Origin of the sequence: Actinosynnema sp. CS-041913, from assembly GCF_050942485.1 — a bacterium.
GTDB lineage: Bacteria > Actinomycetota > Actinomycetes > Mycobacteriales > Pseudonocardiaceae > Actinosynnema.
The window spans coordinates 5344825-5361407 of record NZ_CP192037.1; the positions used below are offsets into that span (position 1 = coordinate 5344825).

At 72.9% G+C, this 16583-nt stretch carries 16 protein-coding genes; 5 read left to right on the forward strand and 11 right to left on the reverse strand.

What is annotated here, in order from left to right; translation table 11 throughout:
• Positions 1-60 precede the first annotated feature (60 nt).
• A complete protein-coding gene (locus tag ACQPZF_RS24295; protein WP_433260500.1) occupies positions 61-609 on the forward strand; it encodes an EF-hand domain-containing protein in 549 nt (182 codons plus the stop codon).
• Between the two features lie 153 nt (positions 610-762).
• Here the strand turns inward: ACQPZF_RS24295 and ACQPZF_RS24300 are convergent, their stop codons facing one another.
• The 3 genes from ACQPZF_RS24300 to ACQPZF_RS24310 form a co-directional block, all read right to left on the reverse strand.
• Complete coding sequence (locus tag ACQPZF_RS24300; protein WP_433260502.1) at positions 763-1680, reverse strand: hypothetical protein; 918 nt, start codon at positions 1678-1680, stop codon at positions 763-765.
• The gene (locus tag ACQPZF_RS24305) at positions 1677-2183 is read right to left on the reverse strand and encodes a hypothetical protein (protein ID WP_433260504.1); all 507 of its coding nucleotides are present in this window, start codon (positions 2181-2183) and stop codon (positions 1677-1679) included. The genes ACQPZF_RS24300 and ACQPZF_RS24305 overlap by 4 nt, the downstream gene beginning before the upstream one ends.
• A 108-nt stretch (positions 2184-2291) precedes the next feature.
• Entirely contained in the window at positions 2292-2450 is a 159-nt protein-coding gene (locus tag ACQPZF_RS24310) for a hypothetical protein (RefSeq protein WP_433260506.1), read from the reverse strand.
• A 158-nt stretch (positions 2451-2608) separates the two neighbouring features.
• On the opposite strand from ACQPZF_RS24310, the gene ACQPZF_RS24315 reads away from it, so the two are divergent.
• The 3 genes from ACQPZF_RS24315 to ACQPZF_RS24325 all read left to right on the forward strand — a co-directional run bounded on the left by ACQPZF_RS24315 (position 2609) and on the right by ACQPZF_RS24325 (position 9367).
• Positions 2609-5854: an AfsR/SARP family transcriptional regulator gene (locus tag ACQPZF_RS24315; protein ID WP_433260508.1), complete on the forward strand. Its 3246-nt coding sequence runs from the start codon at positions 2609-2611 to the stop codon at positions 5852-5854.
• Positions 5855-5957: 103 nt separating this feature from the next.
• Positions 5958-9023, forward strand: coding sequence for a hypothetical protein (locus ACQPZF_RS24320; protein WP_433260510.1), 3066 nt, complete (start codon positions 5958-5960; stop codon positions 9021-9023).
• Positions 9024-9028: 5 nt separating this feature from the next.
• Positions 9029-9367, forward strand: coding sequence for a hypothetical protein (locus ACQPZF_RS24325; RefSeq protein WP_433260512.1), 339 nt, complete (start codon positions 9029-9031; stop codon positions 9365-9367).
• Positions 9368-9524: 157 nt separating this feature from the next.
• On the opposite strand, the gene ACQPZF_RS24330 is transcribed toward ACQPZF_RS24325, so the two are convergent.
• The 7 genes from ACQPZF_RS24330 to ACQPZF_RS24360 form a co-directional block, all read right to left on the reverse strand.
• On the reverse strand, positions 9525-9923 hold the full coding sequence (locus ACQPZF_RS24330) for an STAS domain-containing protein (RefSeq protein ID WP_433260514.1): 399 nt from the start codon (positions 9921-9923) through the stop codon (positions 9525-9527).
• A 134-nt stretch (positions 9924-10057) separates the two neighbouring features.
• On the reverse strand, positions 10058-10729 hold the full coding sequence (locus ACQPZF_RS24335; RefSeq protein ID WP_433260516.1) for an ABC transporter ATP-binding protein: 672 nt from the start codon (positions 10727-10729) through the stop codon (positions 10058-10060).
• Positions 10711-11646 carry an ABC transporter ATP-binding protein gene (locus ACQPZF_RS24340; RefSeq protein WP_433260518.1) on the reverse strand — a complete coding sequence of 312 codons (936 nt, stop codon included), beginning with the start codon at positions 11644-11646 and terminating at the stop codon, positions 10711-10713. The genes ACQPZF_RS24335 and ACQPZF_RS24340 overlap by 19 nt, the downstream gene beginning before the upstream one ends.
• Entirely contained in the window at positions 11643-12530 is an 888-nt protein-coding gene (locus ACQPZF_RS24345) for an ABC transporter permease (RefSeq protein WP_433260520.1), read from the reverse strand. The genes ACQPZF_RS24340 and ACQPZF_RS24345 overlap by 4 nt, the downstream gene beginning before the upstream one ends.
• The gene (locus ACQPZF_RS24350; RefSeq protein WP_433260522.1) at positions 12523-13536 is read right to left on the reverse strand and encodes an ABC transporter permease; all 1014 of its coding nucleotides are present in this window, start codon (positions 13534-13536) and stop codon (positions 12523-12525) included. Before ACQPZF_RS24350 ends, ACQPZF_RS24345 begins: the two co-directional genes overlap by 8 nt.
• A complete protein-coding gene (locus ACQPZF_RS24355; protein ID WP_433260524.1) occupies positions 13533-15113 on the reverse strand; it encodes an ABC transporter substrate-binding protein in 1581 nt (526 codons plus the stop codon). The genes ACQPZF_RS24350 and ACQPZF_RS24355 overlap by 4 nt, the downstream gene beginning before the upstream one ends.
• Before the next feature lie 101 nt (positions 15114-15214).
• Entirely contained in the window at positions 15215-15766 is a 552-nt protein-coding gene (locus ACQPZF_RS24360) for a GNAT family N-acetyltransferase (protein ID WP_433260526.1), read from the reverse strand.
• Here ACQPZF_RS24360 and ACQPZF_RS24365 point away from each other — a divergent pair.
• On the forward strand, positions 15765-15914 hold the full coding sequence (locus ACQPZF_RS24365) for a hypothetical protein (RefSeq protein WP_433260528.1): 150 nt from the start codon (positions 15765-15767) through the stop codon (positions 15912-15914). The genes ACQPZF_RS24360 and ACQPZF_RS24365 overlap by 2 nt on opposite strands.
• Here ACQPZF_RS24365 and ACQPZF_RS24370 read toward each other — a convergent pair.
• Positions 15911-16360, reverse strand: a complete 450-nt coding sequence (locus ACQPZF_RS24370) for a hypothetical protein (protein WP_433260529.1) — start codon at positions 16358-16360, stop codon at positions 15911-15913. The genes ACQPZF_RS24365 and ACQPZF_RS24370 overlap by 4 nt on opposite strands.
• Positions 16361-16583 lie beyond the last annotated feature (223 nt).

Genomic DNA, 16583 nt, shown 5'->3' on the forward strand with positions numbered 1-16583 from the left:
CCGCACGGTATCGCGCCGATCGCCGTGATCGGCGCGGCGGGCGAATCGGGGCCTCACACCATGACCAGTGTCCTGAAAGACCAGAAGTTCAACATCGTCTTCGACTGGTTCGACCTGGGCAAGGACGGCCATCTCACGCAGGACGATTTCCAGGCCACCGCCCGGGTGTTCGCCAAGGTGGCCCGCAAGGGCGACCAGGCCACCGTCACCGCCATCCACGACGCCTTCGACGCCTGGTGGCGGCTGCTGCTCGAACACGGGGACACCGGCGGCGACGGGAGGATCTCGCGCGAAGAGTTCATCACCGTCATGCAGGTCAACGTCACCGCCCCCGAGCACTTCCAGGACGCGGTCATGGCCATCGCCGACGCGGTGATCAACGCCCTGGACACCGACCAGGACGGCGTGCTCACCCACGACGAGTACGTACGCCTGTACGAAGCGCTCGGCATCTCCCGCGAACACTCCAGTGAGGCGTTCGCAAAACTGGACCTCGACGGCAGCGGGACGATCAGCCACGCCGAATTCCGCTCGGCCATCTCCGACTTCTACCTCAGCACCGACCCGGACGCGCCAGGCAACCACCTCCTCGGACCGGTCACCCCGTAGCACCCCCTGACGGTGATCGTCCGCTACCTCGGCACCCCTCGACCATGATCCGCGGGTGGAGGCTCGGCGTACCCCTCAGACGCCGAGCCTCACCCCCAGTCCACCCGCTTCGATCGGGTCTGGACGCTGGCACCCTCGGCTATCGAAAGAGGATCAGTCGACTACTCGTCCCGGCTCGGGTCGAACACCACCGCCGCCGGGCGCCGCGTCCCCGCTCCGGTCGGACATCGACGCGCAGCCGACCGCCAACAGGCCGATCACCACCAGGCCGAAGGCGGGCAGGTTCATCATGACCGCGATCGTCCCGTGCAGGCCGACGCCCAGCACCAGGGCCACCCGACGCGCCGACCGCCCGCCCAGGACGGCGACCGCGATCGCGAGCTGCACGACGATCACCGCCCAGGTGGCGGTCGCGATCAGCCAGTACGAGCCCAGGACCGGTCCGAGGGCGTCGCGCACCGACGACGAGAGCCCGTGGTCCGGGTCGTGCATGACCAGGTGCAGCCCAGTGCCCTGCCGCCACTGCGGGTCGCGGAGCTTCGACACCGAGGCGGACAGGTAGATCACGCAGATCTGCGCTCGGATCGTGCACAGGCCGGCCAGCGCGACACCCCGCAGGGGCGCCGGGAGCGGCCCGCGCACGGCGCTCCACTGCCACACCCGGTCGTCGCCCAGGCACAACGGGATCAGGAGGAGGGTCGTCACCTGGGCGATCTCGTCGCCGCCGTCGACCGGCGGTAGGCCCGCCGCGAAGCTGAACGCGACGTACCAGTGGGGCACGCAGGTCCACCGCGGGCTGAGCCCCGAGAGGACCACACCCAGCACGACCACCGCGACGACGCGGGCCACCTGCGCGCCCTGGCCGGAACCGCCGGTGAGGCACCACAGGCCGATCGCGCGGACACCGTCGCAGCGCGGATCGACCCCGCCGATGAACAGGTCCGCGTCGGAGTTGGCCGCGAGCACGGCCAGGTGGGCGGCGGCCAAGGCGCTGCGCCCGAACGCCAACGGCAGGCCTCGCGGCTCGCAGCGCACGGCGGCCCGGCCGAGCGCCGCCCGCACCCGGTTCACCCGGTGCACCGCAGGTCGGTGACGGCGATCAGGTGCGTGTGGCGCGGCGGCTCCGGCAGGTGTCCGCGCACGGACGGCGTCACCCGCTCCAGGGCCACCACGACCGTCCCGCAGAACTCCGCGCGGGGGAACGGGTTGTCCGCCCGGTAAACGAGCGCGAGGTCCACGGCCTCCGCGCACCGGCCGTCGACCAGCCGCCCGCAGGGCTGCCAGTGCCGGTCGGGCACCCGGAGCGCGACGCGCCTGAGTTCGGTCCGCCGCGCTTCACCGGTCCGGCCCAGGCCACCGGCGTTCCCGGTCCAGTCCCGGCGCTCGTGCGCCCTGGTCAGCCTGCCGTCGTCGGCGATCCGGTACCCGACGACCGCGTCCTCGCCCAGGCGCGTGAAGAACGTCCACTTCTGCGGCCAGAGCACCCGGTAGGCGTCCAGTTGCCGCGTCACCGCCGCCGGCACGAGGCCCACGTCGAACTCGGCGGCGCACGTCACCGCGAAGGTCGTGAGCAAGGCGGTGGCCGCGACGAGGAACCCCCGCGTGCTCCGCGCCTCCTGTTCCGCGCAACCGGGTCCGTGGCGTGTTCCTGGGCAATCGCAGGAACCGGACGCCACGCGAACCTAGTTCCAGATCTGCGTCGCGGGCGGTGTCGGGGGCACGAAGACGTTGTTCCGCAGCTCCGCCCCGTCGTCCCGGCTGTCTTCCCACGACCCGCCGGTCATGACCGCGCCGATCGCCAGCACGATCGACAGGGCCAGTCCGGCGATGAATGACCGCATTGCTCCCCCGTTCGAGCGTCGAGAACCGTGCTCAACGAATGTCGGAGCGTTCTCCACACACTGCTGACCGCCCCATCTTAGCGACATGCGCTATCCACCCACTACTCATCGGCTACTCGTGGTAGACCTGCTGAGGCGGAGGTGTCGGGGCGCGGCTCGTGTCGATCGCCCCCGTGGCGCCGATGTGGGAGCGTAAGACGTCCATGGGGTGGCGAGTGGTGGAGTTCCTGATCCTCGGGCCGCTGGAAATGCGTTCGTCCGGCGAGGTGGTGCGCGTGCCGGGTGTGCGCCAGCGGAAGCTGTTGGCACTGCTGCTGCTGAACGCCAACCGGGTCGTGCCGGTCGACCGGCTGGTCGACGAGGTGTGGGACGACCCGCCGCAGTCGGTGCGGCAGCAGGTCCACAACGCGGTGGCCGCGCTGCGCAAGACGCTGGCCACGGCGCACGGCGACCACGTGCTCACCCGGACAGAGGTGGGGTACCGGCTCGACCTGCCCGAGGGCGCGGTGGACGTCGACCACTTCCGCGCCCGCACCCGCGACGCCGCGCGGGCCCGTGCGGCCGGCCGGTTGCCGGAGGCCGCCCGGCTGCTGGAGTCCGCGCTGGAACTGTGGCGGGGCGACGCGCTGACCGGTGTCGAGGGCCAGGAGGTCGCGAACGCCTCGGCACGCCTGGGCGAGCAGCGCCTGGCCGTCGTCCAGGACCTGCTGGCGCTGCGCCTGGACCTGGGCGAAGCCGGTGCGGTCATCGCGGACCTGCGCAAACTCGTCGCCGAACACCCGTTGCGGGAGTCCCTGCGGGGGCTGCTGATGCTGGCCCTGCACCGCGGCGGCCGACCGGCCGACGCGCTGGCGGTCTACGACGAGGGCAGACGGGTGCTGGCCGAGGAACTCGGCCTGGACCCCGGCATCGAGCTGCGCAGGCTCCACGCGGCGATCCTCGGCGGGACCGTCGTCGATCCCCCGCGCGCCGCGCCGCCGACCGTGCTGGACGCGCCGCCGACCGCGCTCGGCGCACCACCGCCCCCATCGGACGAGACGGCGCAGCCCGCGGTCGAGGCGCGGTTACCGCGCACCCCGGGCGAACCGGGGACCGGCGGCGAGCCGGCGGCGAAGTCCTACCTGCCGCACGACACCAGGGACTTCTCCGGCCGGTCGGCGGAACTCGACCGACTGCTCGCCGAGACGCACGGCGCGCTGCCGACCGCGTTGGTGATCTCCGCGATCGACGGCATGGGCGGCGTCGGCAAGACGGCGCTGGCCGTCCACCTCGCCCACCGGATCGCGGCGGACTACCCGGACGGGCAGTACTTCATCGACCTGCACGGCTTCAGCCCCGGCGTCGACCCGATCACCCCCGAACAGGCGTTGGACGCGTTGCTGCGCGACAGCGGCGTGCCGCCGGAGATCGTCCCGTTCGGCGTGGAACGACGCAGTGCCCTGTGGCGATCGCACATGGCCGGCCGCCGGGCGCTGCTGATCCTGGACAACGCGGTCGACGCCGCGCACATCCGGCCGCTGCTGCCCGGAACGGCGGGCGTCCTCGTGCTCGTCACCAGCCGCCGCAAGCTCACCGCGCTCGACGGCGCGGTGCCGATGCCCCTGGACGTGCTGCCCCGCCAGGACGCGGTCGCGTTGTTCACGCGCGTGGCGGGCGCGCCGCAGGTGGTGGGCGAGGAGGAGACGGTCGCCAGGGCGGTGGAACTGTGCGGTCGGCTGCCGCTGGCCATCCGCATCGCCGCGGCGCGCCTGCGCGACCGGACGACCTGGACGGTCGCCGATCTCGTGGACCGCCTGGACAGTCAGACCCGACGCCAGCAGTTCCTCCAGGTCGAAGACCGCAGCGTCACGGCCGTGATCGGACTGTCCTACCACTGCCTGCCCCCGTCACGACAACGGCTGTTCCGGCTGCTCAGCCTCCACCCCGGCACGGATTTCGACGCCTACAGCGCCGCCGCGCTGGCCGACTGCCCCCTGGACCAGGCCGAGTACGACCTGGAGACGCTGTTCGACGACAACCTGTTGCGGCAGAACACCGCCGGGCGCTTCTACTTCCACGACCTCGTGCGCGACTGCGCGCACCAGGTCCTCGTCGAGACCGACGGCGAGGACGAACGCCGGGCAGCGCTGCACCGCCTCTTCGACTACTACCTCCACGCCGCGCACACGTGGTCGGCGGACCTGGACAACCGCTTGTACAACCAGCCGCCCGACGTGGACCGGCCGCCGAAGGACGTGCGTGCCGCTTCCTCGGCGTCGCACGCCGTGGAGATCCTCGGCTCGGAGCACGAGAACCTGCTCGCCGTCGCCCGGTACACCGCGGCGCACGACTGGCACCGGCACGCCTGGCAGTTCGCCTGCGTGCTCCAGCCGTCACTGCGGATGCGGTACTACGGCGAGGGTTCGTTCGAGCTGTTCGAAGGAGGCCTGCGTGCCGCCCGCGCCGCCGGCCACGCCCGCGGCGAATCGGCCTGCCTGCAAGGCCTGGCCGTGGTGTGCCGCGAGCGGCGGTCGCCCGCCGAAGCCAGGCGTTATCTGGAACAGGCGCTGGAGTTGACCCGGGAACTGGGCGACCGCGACGCCGAAGCGGCCCAGCTCAACGACCTGGGCGGGCTCCACGTGGTGGAGGACCGCCTGGCCGAGGCGCGGGACGCGTTCCACGCGGCCGAGGCGTTGACGGCGCACGCCCCGGACACGATCTTGCGCGCGTCGATCACCAACGGCCTCGGCGTGGTCCACCGCGACCTGGGGCGGTACGACGAAGCGTTGACCTACCTGCACCGTTCGCTGGCCATGACCGCGACCGGCCGGGTACCCCACGCCAGGCCGCTGACGTCCTGGAGCGTCGGAGCGGTGTACCACTTCCAGGGCAGGCACGACGAGGCCCTGCGCGAGTTCGAACGAATCCTGCGCACCAGTCGCGCGGACGGTTTCGAGCACGGCGAGGCCGTGGCGCTGCTGGGCCTGAGCGGCGTGCGGCGTTCGCTCGGCGACCTGCTGGAGTCCCTGGAACTGGGGCGGCGGTCGTTGGCGCTGGCGCGGAAGATGGAACTGACGAGGCTCGAATGCGAAGTGCTCAACGCGATCGGTGAGACCACCCTGGCCCTCGGCGACCTCGACCAGGCGCACCAGGTGTACGAGCAGGCCGAGGACCACGCCCGGCGGCGCGCCGTGCGGCGCGAAGAGGCCCGTGCCGCGGAGGGCTTCGCCCACATCGCGCTGGCACGTGGCGACAAAGCGGAAGCCGGACGCCAGTGGGGACGCGCCATCGGCTTGTACCCCGAGGGGTTGGCCGAGGCGGAATACGCGAAACGCCATGTGGCGTCCTTGGACGACGAGGGCACGACGTGCTTCCGTTGCGAGACCGCCGATCGCAGTCGGCCGGATCGAGGCCGCGCCACCTGAGTAGACCCCTGGCCGATCTTGGGCCGAAAGGGCAGCGACGAGTGCCCGTGAAGTGGTGCGCGGGGACGCCCTGCCGACGTCGCGCCACCGGTAGACAGGGTGCGTGCACGCGTCGGGACACGACGATCACGCGGGCCGGAAGGACGCCGCCGGTCGTCCGGCCACCGACCGATCGGCCGCCCGCGCCGGGCCCAAGCCCGGATCGGCACGTCACCTGCTCGCGCTGCAACGCGCGGCGGGCAATCGCGCCGTGTCCGGCGCGGTGGCGTCGCGCCCGGTCGTGCAGCGCTTGGACGTGGGCGCGCTCCTCGGCCCGGTGCAGGCCGCGCCGCCCAGCGAACTGGGGACGCAGCTCGCCGCCGCGGTCGCGGCCACACCGTCCGAATTGGACACCACGAGGACCGGACTCGCCGACCGGCTCCCGGAACGCCCCGCGCCGACGGGCCTCGCGCCGGGCCCGGCCGCGACGCCCGACGCGCCGGTCACAGACCTCGCGGCGCCCGATGTGCCGGTCACGAACCCCACCGGGCCCGCCATGCCGGTCACGGACCCCGCAGCGCCCGACATACCGGTCACGAACCCCACCGCGCCCGCGCCGGTCGGCCAGGCCGGTCGCGCGGACCCGGCCGCCGCCGACCGGCTCGCCACGTCCGGCACGTCGGCCATCACCGCCGCGGCGGCCACCGCGACGGTCACGACGCCGGCCGCGACCGAGCAGGTGCGCCCGGTCGTCACGCCGGGCCTGCTGCCGTCGCCGACGCTGGGCGCACCGACGGAGGTCCCCGCGCCCGGCACGACGCCGATCGCCGTCGGCGAGGAGAAGGCGGCTCTCGACGCCACCATGGGGCCCGAGATCCACCAAGCGCTCGCCGGCGCGCTCGCACCGACGACGGCCGCCGGCCGCGCACACGAGGAGGCGGTGGCGGCCACCACGAGCCAGGCCAAGGCAGGCGTCGAGGCTGCCCAGGCCGACGCGGTCGTCCAGCAGCAGGCGGCCGTCGGCGGCGCGGACGCCCAGGTCCGCGCCCTGCACGGCTCGTGGACCGCGCAAAAGGCGGGCATCGTCGACGAGCAGCGCACGGCGATCCTGGCCGAGTCCGGCCAGACCAGGGCCGAGGCGGCGCGCACGATGGCGGAGGCCGACGCCAAGGCCGAGGCCGAACGGGAGAAGGCCCAGCAGGACGACAAGCCGCGCGGCCTGTGGGACCGGGTGAAGTCGGTGGGCTCCGCGGTCGTCAGCGGCGTGCGGAACCTCGCGGCCTCGGTCGTGGCCGGGATCGGGGCGATCCTCGACGCCGCCAGGCAACGCGTCGGCGGGCTGCTCAGCCGGTTCGCCTCCGCCGTGCGGCAGCGGGTCGGGTCGGCGCTCAACGCCATCCGCGACGGCGCCCGCCGGGCCGCGGCGGCCATCGCCGGCGCGATCAGCAGCGCCCGGCAGTTCGTGACCCGGCTCGCCGACGCCGCGCGGAACCTCGCCACCAGGATCTGGCGCGCCGCCGCCGACCGGCTCTCGGCGCTGTGGCGCACGCTGCAGAACGCCGTCGCCTCGGCCATCCGCGGGGCGATCGCGTTGGCGCGCAAGGTGGCCGGCGCGCTGGCCCTGGTCCGCGAGATCCTCAAGCTGCTGGGCAACAAGCTGCTCGCGTTCATCATGGACGCCGTCGCGGACCCGCAGGGCAAGGTGGTCGCGCCGATGGTCGCGACCACGGCGCCGCTGGCGGGAGCCGTGCCGGGCAAGGCCGACGACCTGTCCGGCGAGCACGTCGGCGGCGCTGCGCCGCAGGCGGTGCAGCGCCAGGCCGCGGTGCAGCGCCAGGCCACCACCACCGCCGCGCCGCCCGGCGAGACGTTCGGCGCCGGGGTGAAGCGGCACCTGCGCGGCGCCGGGTCGGACTTCCTCGACAACTGGGCGAGCGTCCTGGGCGACATCATCGTCAAGGTCCTGTTCTGGGTGCCGATGATCGTCGAGGAGGGGCCGCAGCTCTGGGCCGAGGCCCGCGCGATCTTCACCGGCGGTGGCGGCGTCGACCGGCTCGACCACGTCCTGGGCACGTTGCGGCACCTGGTCAGCATCGTCGGCGGCACGCTGGCCACCATCGGCGTCTGGGCGCTGATCATCGCCTGGATCGGCGGGCCGGTCGCCGAGGGCGCCGTGCTCGGCGCGTACGAGGCGGCGAGCCTGACCGTCCTCGTCGCCGACGCGGCGCTGACCGCCGCGGAACTGGGCAAGTACGCCTACAGCGCCACCCGGTCCGGCATCGACGCGGCGACCCGCGAGCGCTACCTGCAGAAGTTCACCAGCACCGGGATCGCCGGCGCCATCACCGCCGTCCTGGTGGGGCTGGGCATCCTGGCCGCCCGGCTCGCCAAGGCGTTCAAGCTCCGCCGCGCGGCCTCCGTCCCGCCCGCCGCGGAGCCCCGGAGGCCGCCCCCGGTCGACGACCGGCCGCCGACGCCGACCCAGGACCAGCCGCCGGTCCACGACCGACCTCCGGTCCAGGAACAGCCGCCGGTTCAGGAACAGCCTCCGCCACGGCCGGTGGAGACCCCTTACAACGCGGCGGCGCGCACCGACGCGGAACTCCGGCTCGACCTCGACCCGGCGCCCAGGACCGGCGAGACCGCGCAGCAGGCCGCCGATCGCGTCCAGGCGGCCAGGTCGGAGATCGCGGTCCGCGAGGCCACCGTCGTCTACAACGCCCTGGGCGACGAGCCGCCCCGGCTCAACATCGCCGAGAACGACGCCGCGCACGCCGCCGACGGCGCGCACAGCGTCGAACGGCACGGCTCTGGCGTGCAGCTACGCCGGGGCGCGCCGGGCACGCGAACGGTGGAAGGCCGGATCTACGGCGACCCGCCGTGGGCGCGTGCCGAGAACTGGTCGTACAAGTGGATCGACGACGCGACCATGAACCGCACGGTCAACGAGCACGTGCGGGCCAACTGGGAGGCGATCCGCAGCGACCTGGCGCTCAACGGCGAGTACAACGGCACGTTCAACGCGGGTCACCGCACCGGCGAGGGCTTCTTCAACCAGGGCATGTTCGGCACCGGCGCGCGATCGGCCCGCTACGGGCAGACCAGTTACGTGACGCTGCGCCTGCGCCTGCTGCCCGGCACCCCGCCGCGCTTCTTCGTCGTCACCGCGTTCCCCTCGGGGCTACCCTGATGCCCATGGAGGTGCCGGAAGGGCTGCGCGCGCGGGCGAACCGACCTTCGCCACCGCCACTGGAACAGGTGCGCACGTTCCTGCGCGGCCACGTCGCCGACGCGGAGAGCCTGGACGAGGTGCGCGCCGACCTCGCCCGCCTGGCGGAGGTCAACGCCGGCACCGTGCGCCGCATCGCCGAGGCCATCACCGCCCTGCTGGCCGACCCGCCGCCCGCCGGCGTCCTGGCGACGCTGGTGGCGTGGGACGGCAACTGGGTGCTGGAGGACGACACTTCCGACGCCCAGGCGGCGCGGTGGCTCGGCAATCTCGCCGACCTGGTCCGGAGCGCCGTTGACGGCTGAACCCGATCCGGTGTTCCGCTTCAAGCGCTGATCAAGAGGTTCCGCTTCAAGCGCTGATCAAGAGCATGCTCGGAATCGCTGCGGATGCCCGATGATCGGCACCCACCAACCCCTCCGGGTCCGTCTCGTCGGAGGCCGACTGGAAGCCCGGCACGTGCTACGACGGCCACCACGAGAAATCGGGTTCGGTGTGGGGTCCGGCGGCTTTGGCCCGTACCGCGGCCACCGCCTCGTCAACGGTCGAGCACAAGCCGAGCAGATCGTCCACCCGGGTCAGCCTCATCGGCCGTGCGACGGCCCGCCGCGCGGCCACCACGGCTAACGCGACGCCCGACCGCCCGGCGCGCTCCCACACCTCCACCAGGACGGCGATGCCCAGCGAACCGAAGAACTCGACGCCCGCCAGGTCGACCACCAGACCGTCGGGAGAGCCGCGCAGACAGGCGAACAGGTCGGCACGCACCTGCCGGCAGCTCTCGGTGTCGATCCCACCGCGCACCTCGGCGATCACGACGCCGTCCCGCTCGGTCGCCCCTACCTTCACACGATCGTGCAAGACGCTCCTCGGGCGCACCCGCCGCGGGCGCTCTGCTGGAGTTTCGGGGGTACGGATCACCCGATGTGGTTACCCACCGTCGTGTACTCGACACCTCGAAACGCAACGACGCGGTCGAACGACCCGCGCCCGGCTCACGGACCGGAGGCGTCGCCCAGCCGCGAGACGTGATCGGCCCAGTGGTCGAGGAGCACGGTGTCGTGCGAGATGGCCAGCACGCCCGCGCCGGTTTCCCGCTGGTAGTCGCGGATGACGGCCACGAGAGCCGCCGTGGTGGAGGCGTCCAGCATGGTCGTCATCTCATCGCACACGAGGTAGGCCGGGCGCAGCGCAAGGGCTCGGGCCAGGCACGCGCGCTGGAGTTGGCCGTCGCTGACCTCGTGGGGCCGCCGGGCGAGCAGGTCCGGGGTGAGCATCACCAGTTCGGCGAGTTCGTCCACGCGGTCGACCGGCTGGCCGTTGGCGCGCAAGGGTTCCGCGATCGCCGTGCGCAGCGTCATCCGCTGGTCGACCGACAGGCGGGGTTGTTGGAACAGCACGCCGATACGGGTTCGGTGACGGCGGGGCGCGCGGTGGCGGTGGCCGGTCACCGGGACGCCGTCGAGCACGACGGTGCCCGCCGACGGTTTGTGCAGCAGTGCCAGCACACGCGCCAGGGTCGACTTCCCGCTGCCGCTGGGCCCGACCAGGCCGACCGTCTGTCCGGGGTGGACGGTCAGGCTGACGTCGGTGATCACGTGGTGACGTGGGTGGTAGCCGGCGGTGATCGCCTCGGCGCGCAGTCCGGTCAGCACGGCACGTGGCACGCGTAGGCGTGGTCGTCGTCGGTCAGGGTCGGGCGCTCGGCGCAGACCGGGACCACCTGGTCGCAGCGGGGCGCGAACGAGCAGCCGGCCGGCAGGTCGGTGAGCAGCGGGGGCCCGCCGGGGATCGGCGTGAACGCGCGGTCGGGCAGGGCGTTGACGAGGCCGCGGCTGTAGTGGTGGCGCGGCGTGTCGAACACGTCCGCGGTCGGGCCGATCTCCACGATCCGCCCCGCGTACATGACCGCGATCCGGTCGGCGATGCGGTGCGCGGCGGCCAGGTCGTGGGTGATCAGCAGGACCGCGCGGCCGTCCGTGACCATCCGCCGGAACTCCGCGATGAGCCCGTCGACCAGGGGCCGGTCCAGGCCGGTGGTGGGTTCGTCGGCGATGAGCAGCCACGGGTCGCCGACCAGGGCGAGCGCGTTCGCCACGCGTTGCGCCAGACCGCCGGACAGTTCGTGCGGGTAGCGGTCGAGGTCGGCCGGCGACAGCCCGGCTCGGGCCGCGACGCGGTGCGCGTGGTCGCGTGGCGCGGGGTCCGAGGGGTGGTGGACGCGCACGGCCTCCTCCAGTTGGGCGCGGGCGGTGCGCACCGGGGTGAGGTGGGAGGCCGGGCTCTGCGGGATGAGCCCGACGCGGCGGCCCCGGACGGTCTTGGCGAGCACCGCATCGGGCGTGGCGAGCAGGTCCAGGGGCGGTCCGTCACCGGTCAGCGTCGCCGTTCCGGAGGTCTGCGCGTTGCCGGGCAGGAACCCGAGCAGCGCGTGCGCGAGCACGGTCTTGCCGCAGCCGCTCTCGCCCACCAGCGCCAGGCACTCGCCCGGCCGGACCCGCAGGGACACGTCGTTGACGGCCGCCACGGTGGCTCCCGGCAAGGTGAACCGCACGCTGACGTGGTCGAGCACGAGTTCGGTCACCACGACAGCTCCGATCTGCGTCGGGGGTTGAGCCGGTCCCGCCAGACCCCGCTCAGCCCGGAGATGGCGAGGGTGGCGGCGATCAGGACGACGCCGGGGGCCAGCGACATCCACCAGCCGCCGGTCAGCAGCGACCGCTGCGCGTCGTTGATCATGTTGCCGATGCTGGCGGAGTGCGGCGGCAGGCCCAGGCCCAGGAACGACAGCGCGGTCTCGTGCCACACCGCGTGCGGCACCATCAGCGTGGTGGCCAGCAGCACCTGCGGCGCGACGTTGGGCAGCAGGTGCCGCACCAGGATGCGCGTGCGGGACGAGCCGCCGACGATCGCCGCGTCGACGAACGGGCGGTCACGCAGCGACAGGACTTCCGAGCGCACGATCCGGGCGGCGGTCAGCCAGTGGGTCAGGCCGATGGAGATCACCACGGCGGTCAGGCTGGGCCGCAGGATCGCGACGATCACGATGCCCAGCAGCAGGTGCGGCACCGACGCGACGGCGTCGACCAGGCGCATCAGCACGCGGTCGAGCCAGCCGCCGGCCGCGCCCGCGAGCGCGCCGACCGCGGTGCCGAGCACGGCCGAGATCAGAGCGGCGACCAGGCCCACCGCCAGCGACACCCGGAACGCGTAGACGCAGCGCAGCAGCACGTCGCGCCCGAGTTCGTCGGTGCCGAACGGGTGCGCCGGCGACGGCGGCCGGTTGGCCGAGGCGAGGTCGACGTACTGCTGGTCGAGGTCGACCACGAGGGGCACCACGAGCGCCGCGAGGACGAGCACGCCCAGGACGACGGCGGCCGGGATCAACCGCCGGCGCGGCGACCGGGGCGTGCTCGCGGCGGCGATCCTCGACCGCGGGACGGGCCGCCACAGCGGGGTGTCAGCCATCGAGCCTCACCCTCGGGTCGGCCACCGCGTAGAGCACGTCGGCGAGCAGGTTGCCGAGCAGCACCACCGCGGTGGCCAGCACGGTGAGCGCGCCCAGCAGCGCGAAGTCCACGTTGAGCGCGGCGTCGACGGTGGCCCGTGCGATACCGGGCCAGGAGAACACGGTCTCCACCAGCAGCGCCCCGGTGATCAGTTCGGGTATCCGCGCGCCGAGCAGCGTCAGGAACGGCAGCAGCGACGTGCGCAGCGCGTGCCCGGACACGACCAGGTGATCCGGCAGACCGCGGGAACGGGCGCCGATCACGTGGTCGGAGGTGAACGACTCCAGCAGGTTCTGCCGGACGAACAGCACGTACCAGGGCGCCTGCGAGATCGCGAGCACCGACGCGGGCAGCAGCAGGTGCCGGGCGACCTGCCCGACGCTCACCGCGGCGTCGGCGTCGGTCAGGCCCCCGCCGGGCAGCCACTGGAGTTCGAGCGCGAACACGTACAGCGCGGCCAGCCCCAGCCAGAACACCGGCGCGGCCTCCAGCGCGTAGGCGACCGCGGTGATCGTCCGGTCCAGCCACCCGCCCTGCCGCCAGGCGGCGACCGTGCCGAGCACCAGCCCGAGCAGCAACGCGACGGCGAAGCCGACCGCGACGAGCAGCACCGACCAGCCGAGCCGTTCGCCGATCACCTGCGCCACCGGTTGCCGCATGGTCAGCGAGTCGCCGAAGTCACCGGCGACGGCGTGCCGCAGCCAGGCCAGGTACTGCTCGACCACCGGCTGGTCGACGCCCCAGTTCGCCCGGATCTGCGCCACCCGCTCGGGCGACGCGCCGATGATGCGCACCCCGAAGTAGCGCTCCACCGGGTCGAACGGCGACGCCTTGGCGAGCGCGAACAACGCGAAGCCGACCAGCAGCAGCACCGGCACCGCGAATGCGAGCCTGCGCAGCACGAGCAGGCTCAGCGCCCGGCCGCGCCCGCGGGTGCGCGCGGTCGTCGCGGGGATGGCGGTCACGACTTGGGCGTCCAGCGCTCAAGGTTCCACCACACCGCGTGCACCAGCCCGTGGTCGTGCGGCTCGACCTGCGCGGCCTGCCCGTCCCACTTGTCCCGCAGCACGTAGGTGTGGTCGAGGAACACCAGGAACGCCCAGCCCGGATCCGCGACGTAGGCCTTCTGGAAGTCGCTGTACGCCTGCTTGCGCGCGCTCGGGTCGAGGCTGCGGCGCGCGGTGTCCAGGGCGGTGTCCACCGCCGGGTTGCGGTAGAGCGTCATGTTGACGTAGCCGGGCTGACCGGCGTAGCGGGAGTGCAGCAGGGTGTACGCCGTGGTGTCGGGGTCGTACGGCTCTCCCCCGCCCCACATGCTCGCCGCTTCCTTCTGCCGTTGCAGCATCAACTCGAAGGTGGTCGCCTCGACCGGCGCGTCGATGCCCAGTTTCGCGATGTCGCTCGCCGCCGCCAGCGCCAGTTCCTTGCGCAGCACGTCCGGCGCCGGGTACAGGATCGGCAGCCGCGCCGCCTGCCCGTCGCGCGACCGCTTGCCGTCCGCTCCCCTGCGCCAGCCCGCCTCGTCCAGCAACCGCTCCGCTTCGGCCGTGTCGTACTCGAACGAGGCGGCCGGGTCGTACCACTGGTCGACGTACGGCGAGATCGGTGTCGCGGCCGGCTTCCCGGCGCCCGCCAGCACGGTGTCGATCATCGCCTGCCGGTCGAGCCCGAGGTTGATCGCCCGCCGCACCTTCGGGTCGGAGGTGAGCGGCAGGTCGGACGGGATGCCCAGGCCGCGGTAGTCGGCGGACGGGTTCTGCACGATCCGGTAACCCGGCTTGCCGGTGTAGGACTTGGCCAGCTTCGGCGGCAGCACGGTGCCGTCGAACTCCCCGGCGGCCATCCGCGTGGCACGCGCGTTGTCGTCCGGCACGAACACCACCGTCACCGTCTTGATGGCGGGCGGGCCGTCCCGGTAGCCCTCGTTGGCCTTGAGCACCAGCCGGTCGCCCTTGCGCCACTCCGACACCGTGTACGGGCCGGTGCCGATCGGGGCGGTGTTGAACGGCGCGCTGTTCACGTCCACGCCGTCGAACGCCTTGCGCGGCACGATGCCCAGCGTCAGGTGCTGCACCAGCGGCACGTAAGGGTAGGACAGCCGGAACACGACCGTGCGCTCGTCCGGGGCGCTCACCTCGGCCACCGCGTCGAAGCGGGACGCGACCGTGGAATTGGACTTCGGGTCCAGCACGGACCGGTAGGTGAAGACCACGTCCTCCGCCGTCAGCGCGGTGCCGTCGGAGAAGGTGGTTCCGGCGCGCAGCTTCGCCGTCCAGGTCAGACCGTCCGCCGACGCGGTCGGCACCTCTTCCGCCAGGACCGGCACCAGGCGCAGCTCCGCGTCACGGGACACCAGGCCGTCGAACACCTTCGACGCGCCGTCCGGCGCGTAGCCGAGGATCGGGTTCAGGTTCTCCGGCTCGCTGCCGGCCGCGATCACGATCGACTGGCCGTCGCCGCCGGTCGCGCCCCCGCCGTCCGGAGACGTGCACGCGGCGGCCAGTCCGACGACAACGACGACGCTGATCAACCGACGGCGCACACGTATCACCCCTGGCGGAAGGTCACCACTGCCGTCAGCAGCTAACAGCAAGTCTTTTGCAACAGCAAGAGCCAGGCATGAGTCGAGACCTCAGCGACTCGTCAGGCCGGCCCGCCGTCCAAGGTCATCACCAGCAGCGGCACGTCGTCCGCGACGGTGAACCTGCCGCGCACCACCCAGCCCGCGGACTCGTAGAACGCCCGCGCCCGCGACTCGGCGTGCACGCACAGCCACGCCGGCGCGTGCCCGGCGACGAACCGGCGCAACAACTCCCGCCCCAGCCCGCGCCCCCGGTGGGCGGCGTCGACCATCAGCTCGGCCACCTCCAGCGCCGGCGACCGCAGCCGGCGGTGCTCGGACTCGTCCACCGCGCCGAACACACCGGCGTAGAACCGGCTGTCGGGCACCCCGGCCGCCGCCGGCCAGCCGTAGACGACACCCGCCAGGTCCACGCCGGCCCACGCCGCCACGCCGTGCGCGCCCGCCGTGCCCAGGTGGCAGGCGAGCCGGTCGGGGAAGGCGGCGAACTGCTCCTCGCCCTCGGACCACGGCGGGTCGGCGAAGCAGCCCCGGTAGAGACGTTCCAGCGGAACGGCCATCCGGGCCAGTTCCGCCGCGCCGACCGTCCGGAGAACGTACTCACCAGACCCCATGACCGGACAGCGTAACGAGGCGCGTCGCCGGGCGGTCGACGCCGAACCACCGGACGTCGGGCCGGGTCGACGCCCGGTGGGTGGCGCGCTCACCGTGAGCGCGCCACCTGCCTACCGGCCCGAGCCGCCCTCAGCCCGGCTCGGCTAGCAACGCTGCCAGGGGCCCCAGCTCCCGTTGCCGGGGTCGGTGCTGCACCAGAACGAACCTCCCCCGGAGGCCACGTACACCTCGACCAGCCGCATTCCGGTGCTCTGGTTCCAGGCCACGCTGGTGACGTGGTCGGCCCTGCCGTTGTGCGGCATCTGCCACCAGCCGCCGCTGCCCGGCCACGCGTGCCAGATCGTGCGGTCGGGCGCGATGCCGAAGGCTTCCAGCCGGCCACTGGAGAACCAGTCGATCTCCTGGACCACCGTGGCATCGCGGAACGTTCCCGTGTAGCCGTAGTAGGTGGCCTGGTAGGACAGCACACCGACCGAGTCGGCCGTGGTCGGTGTCGCGGCGACGGCGGTGGCCGGCGCCATGGCGGACACCAGCGCACCCACCAACAACGTTCCCGATAACAGTCGCGCCGTTCGGCGCAGCAGAGATGACATGGACGAACTCCCCTTCGTGAAGAAAGAAATCAGCAGTCGACCGTTCTGACACATCCGGCGTGCCACCGGGCTTTTCGCGTTCGAACGAAACGCCGGTCATACCGACCCGTTCCCGCACCCGGGGCCACACCGCCCCGATGGACGTGCCGATTCAGCGTGGCAAGGGTTGCCGAAGCCTGCCAAGGGCGTCCGCCTGTCCCGGACAGCTCGCCGGCGTCGTGCC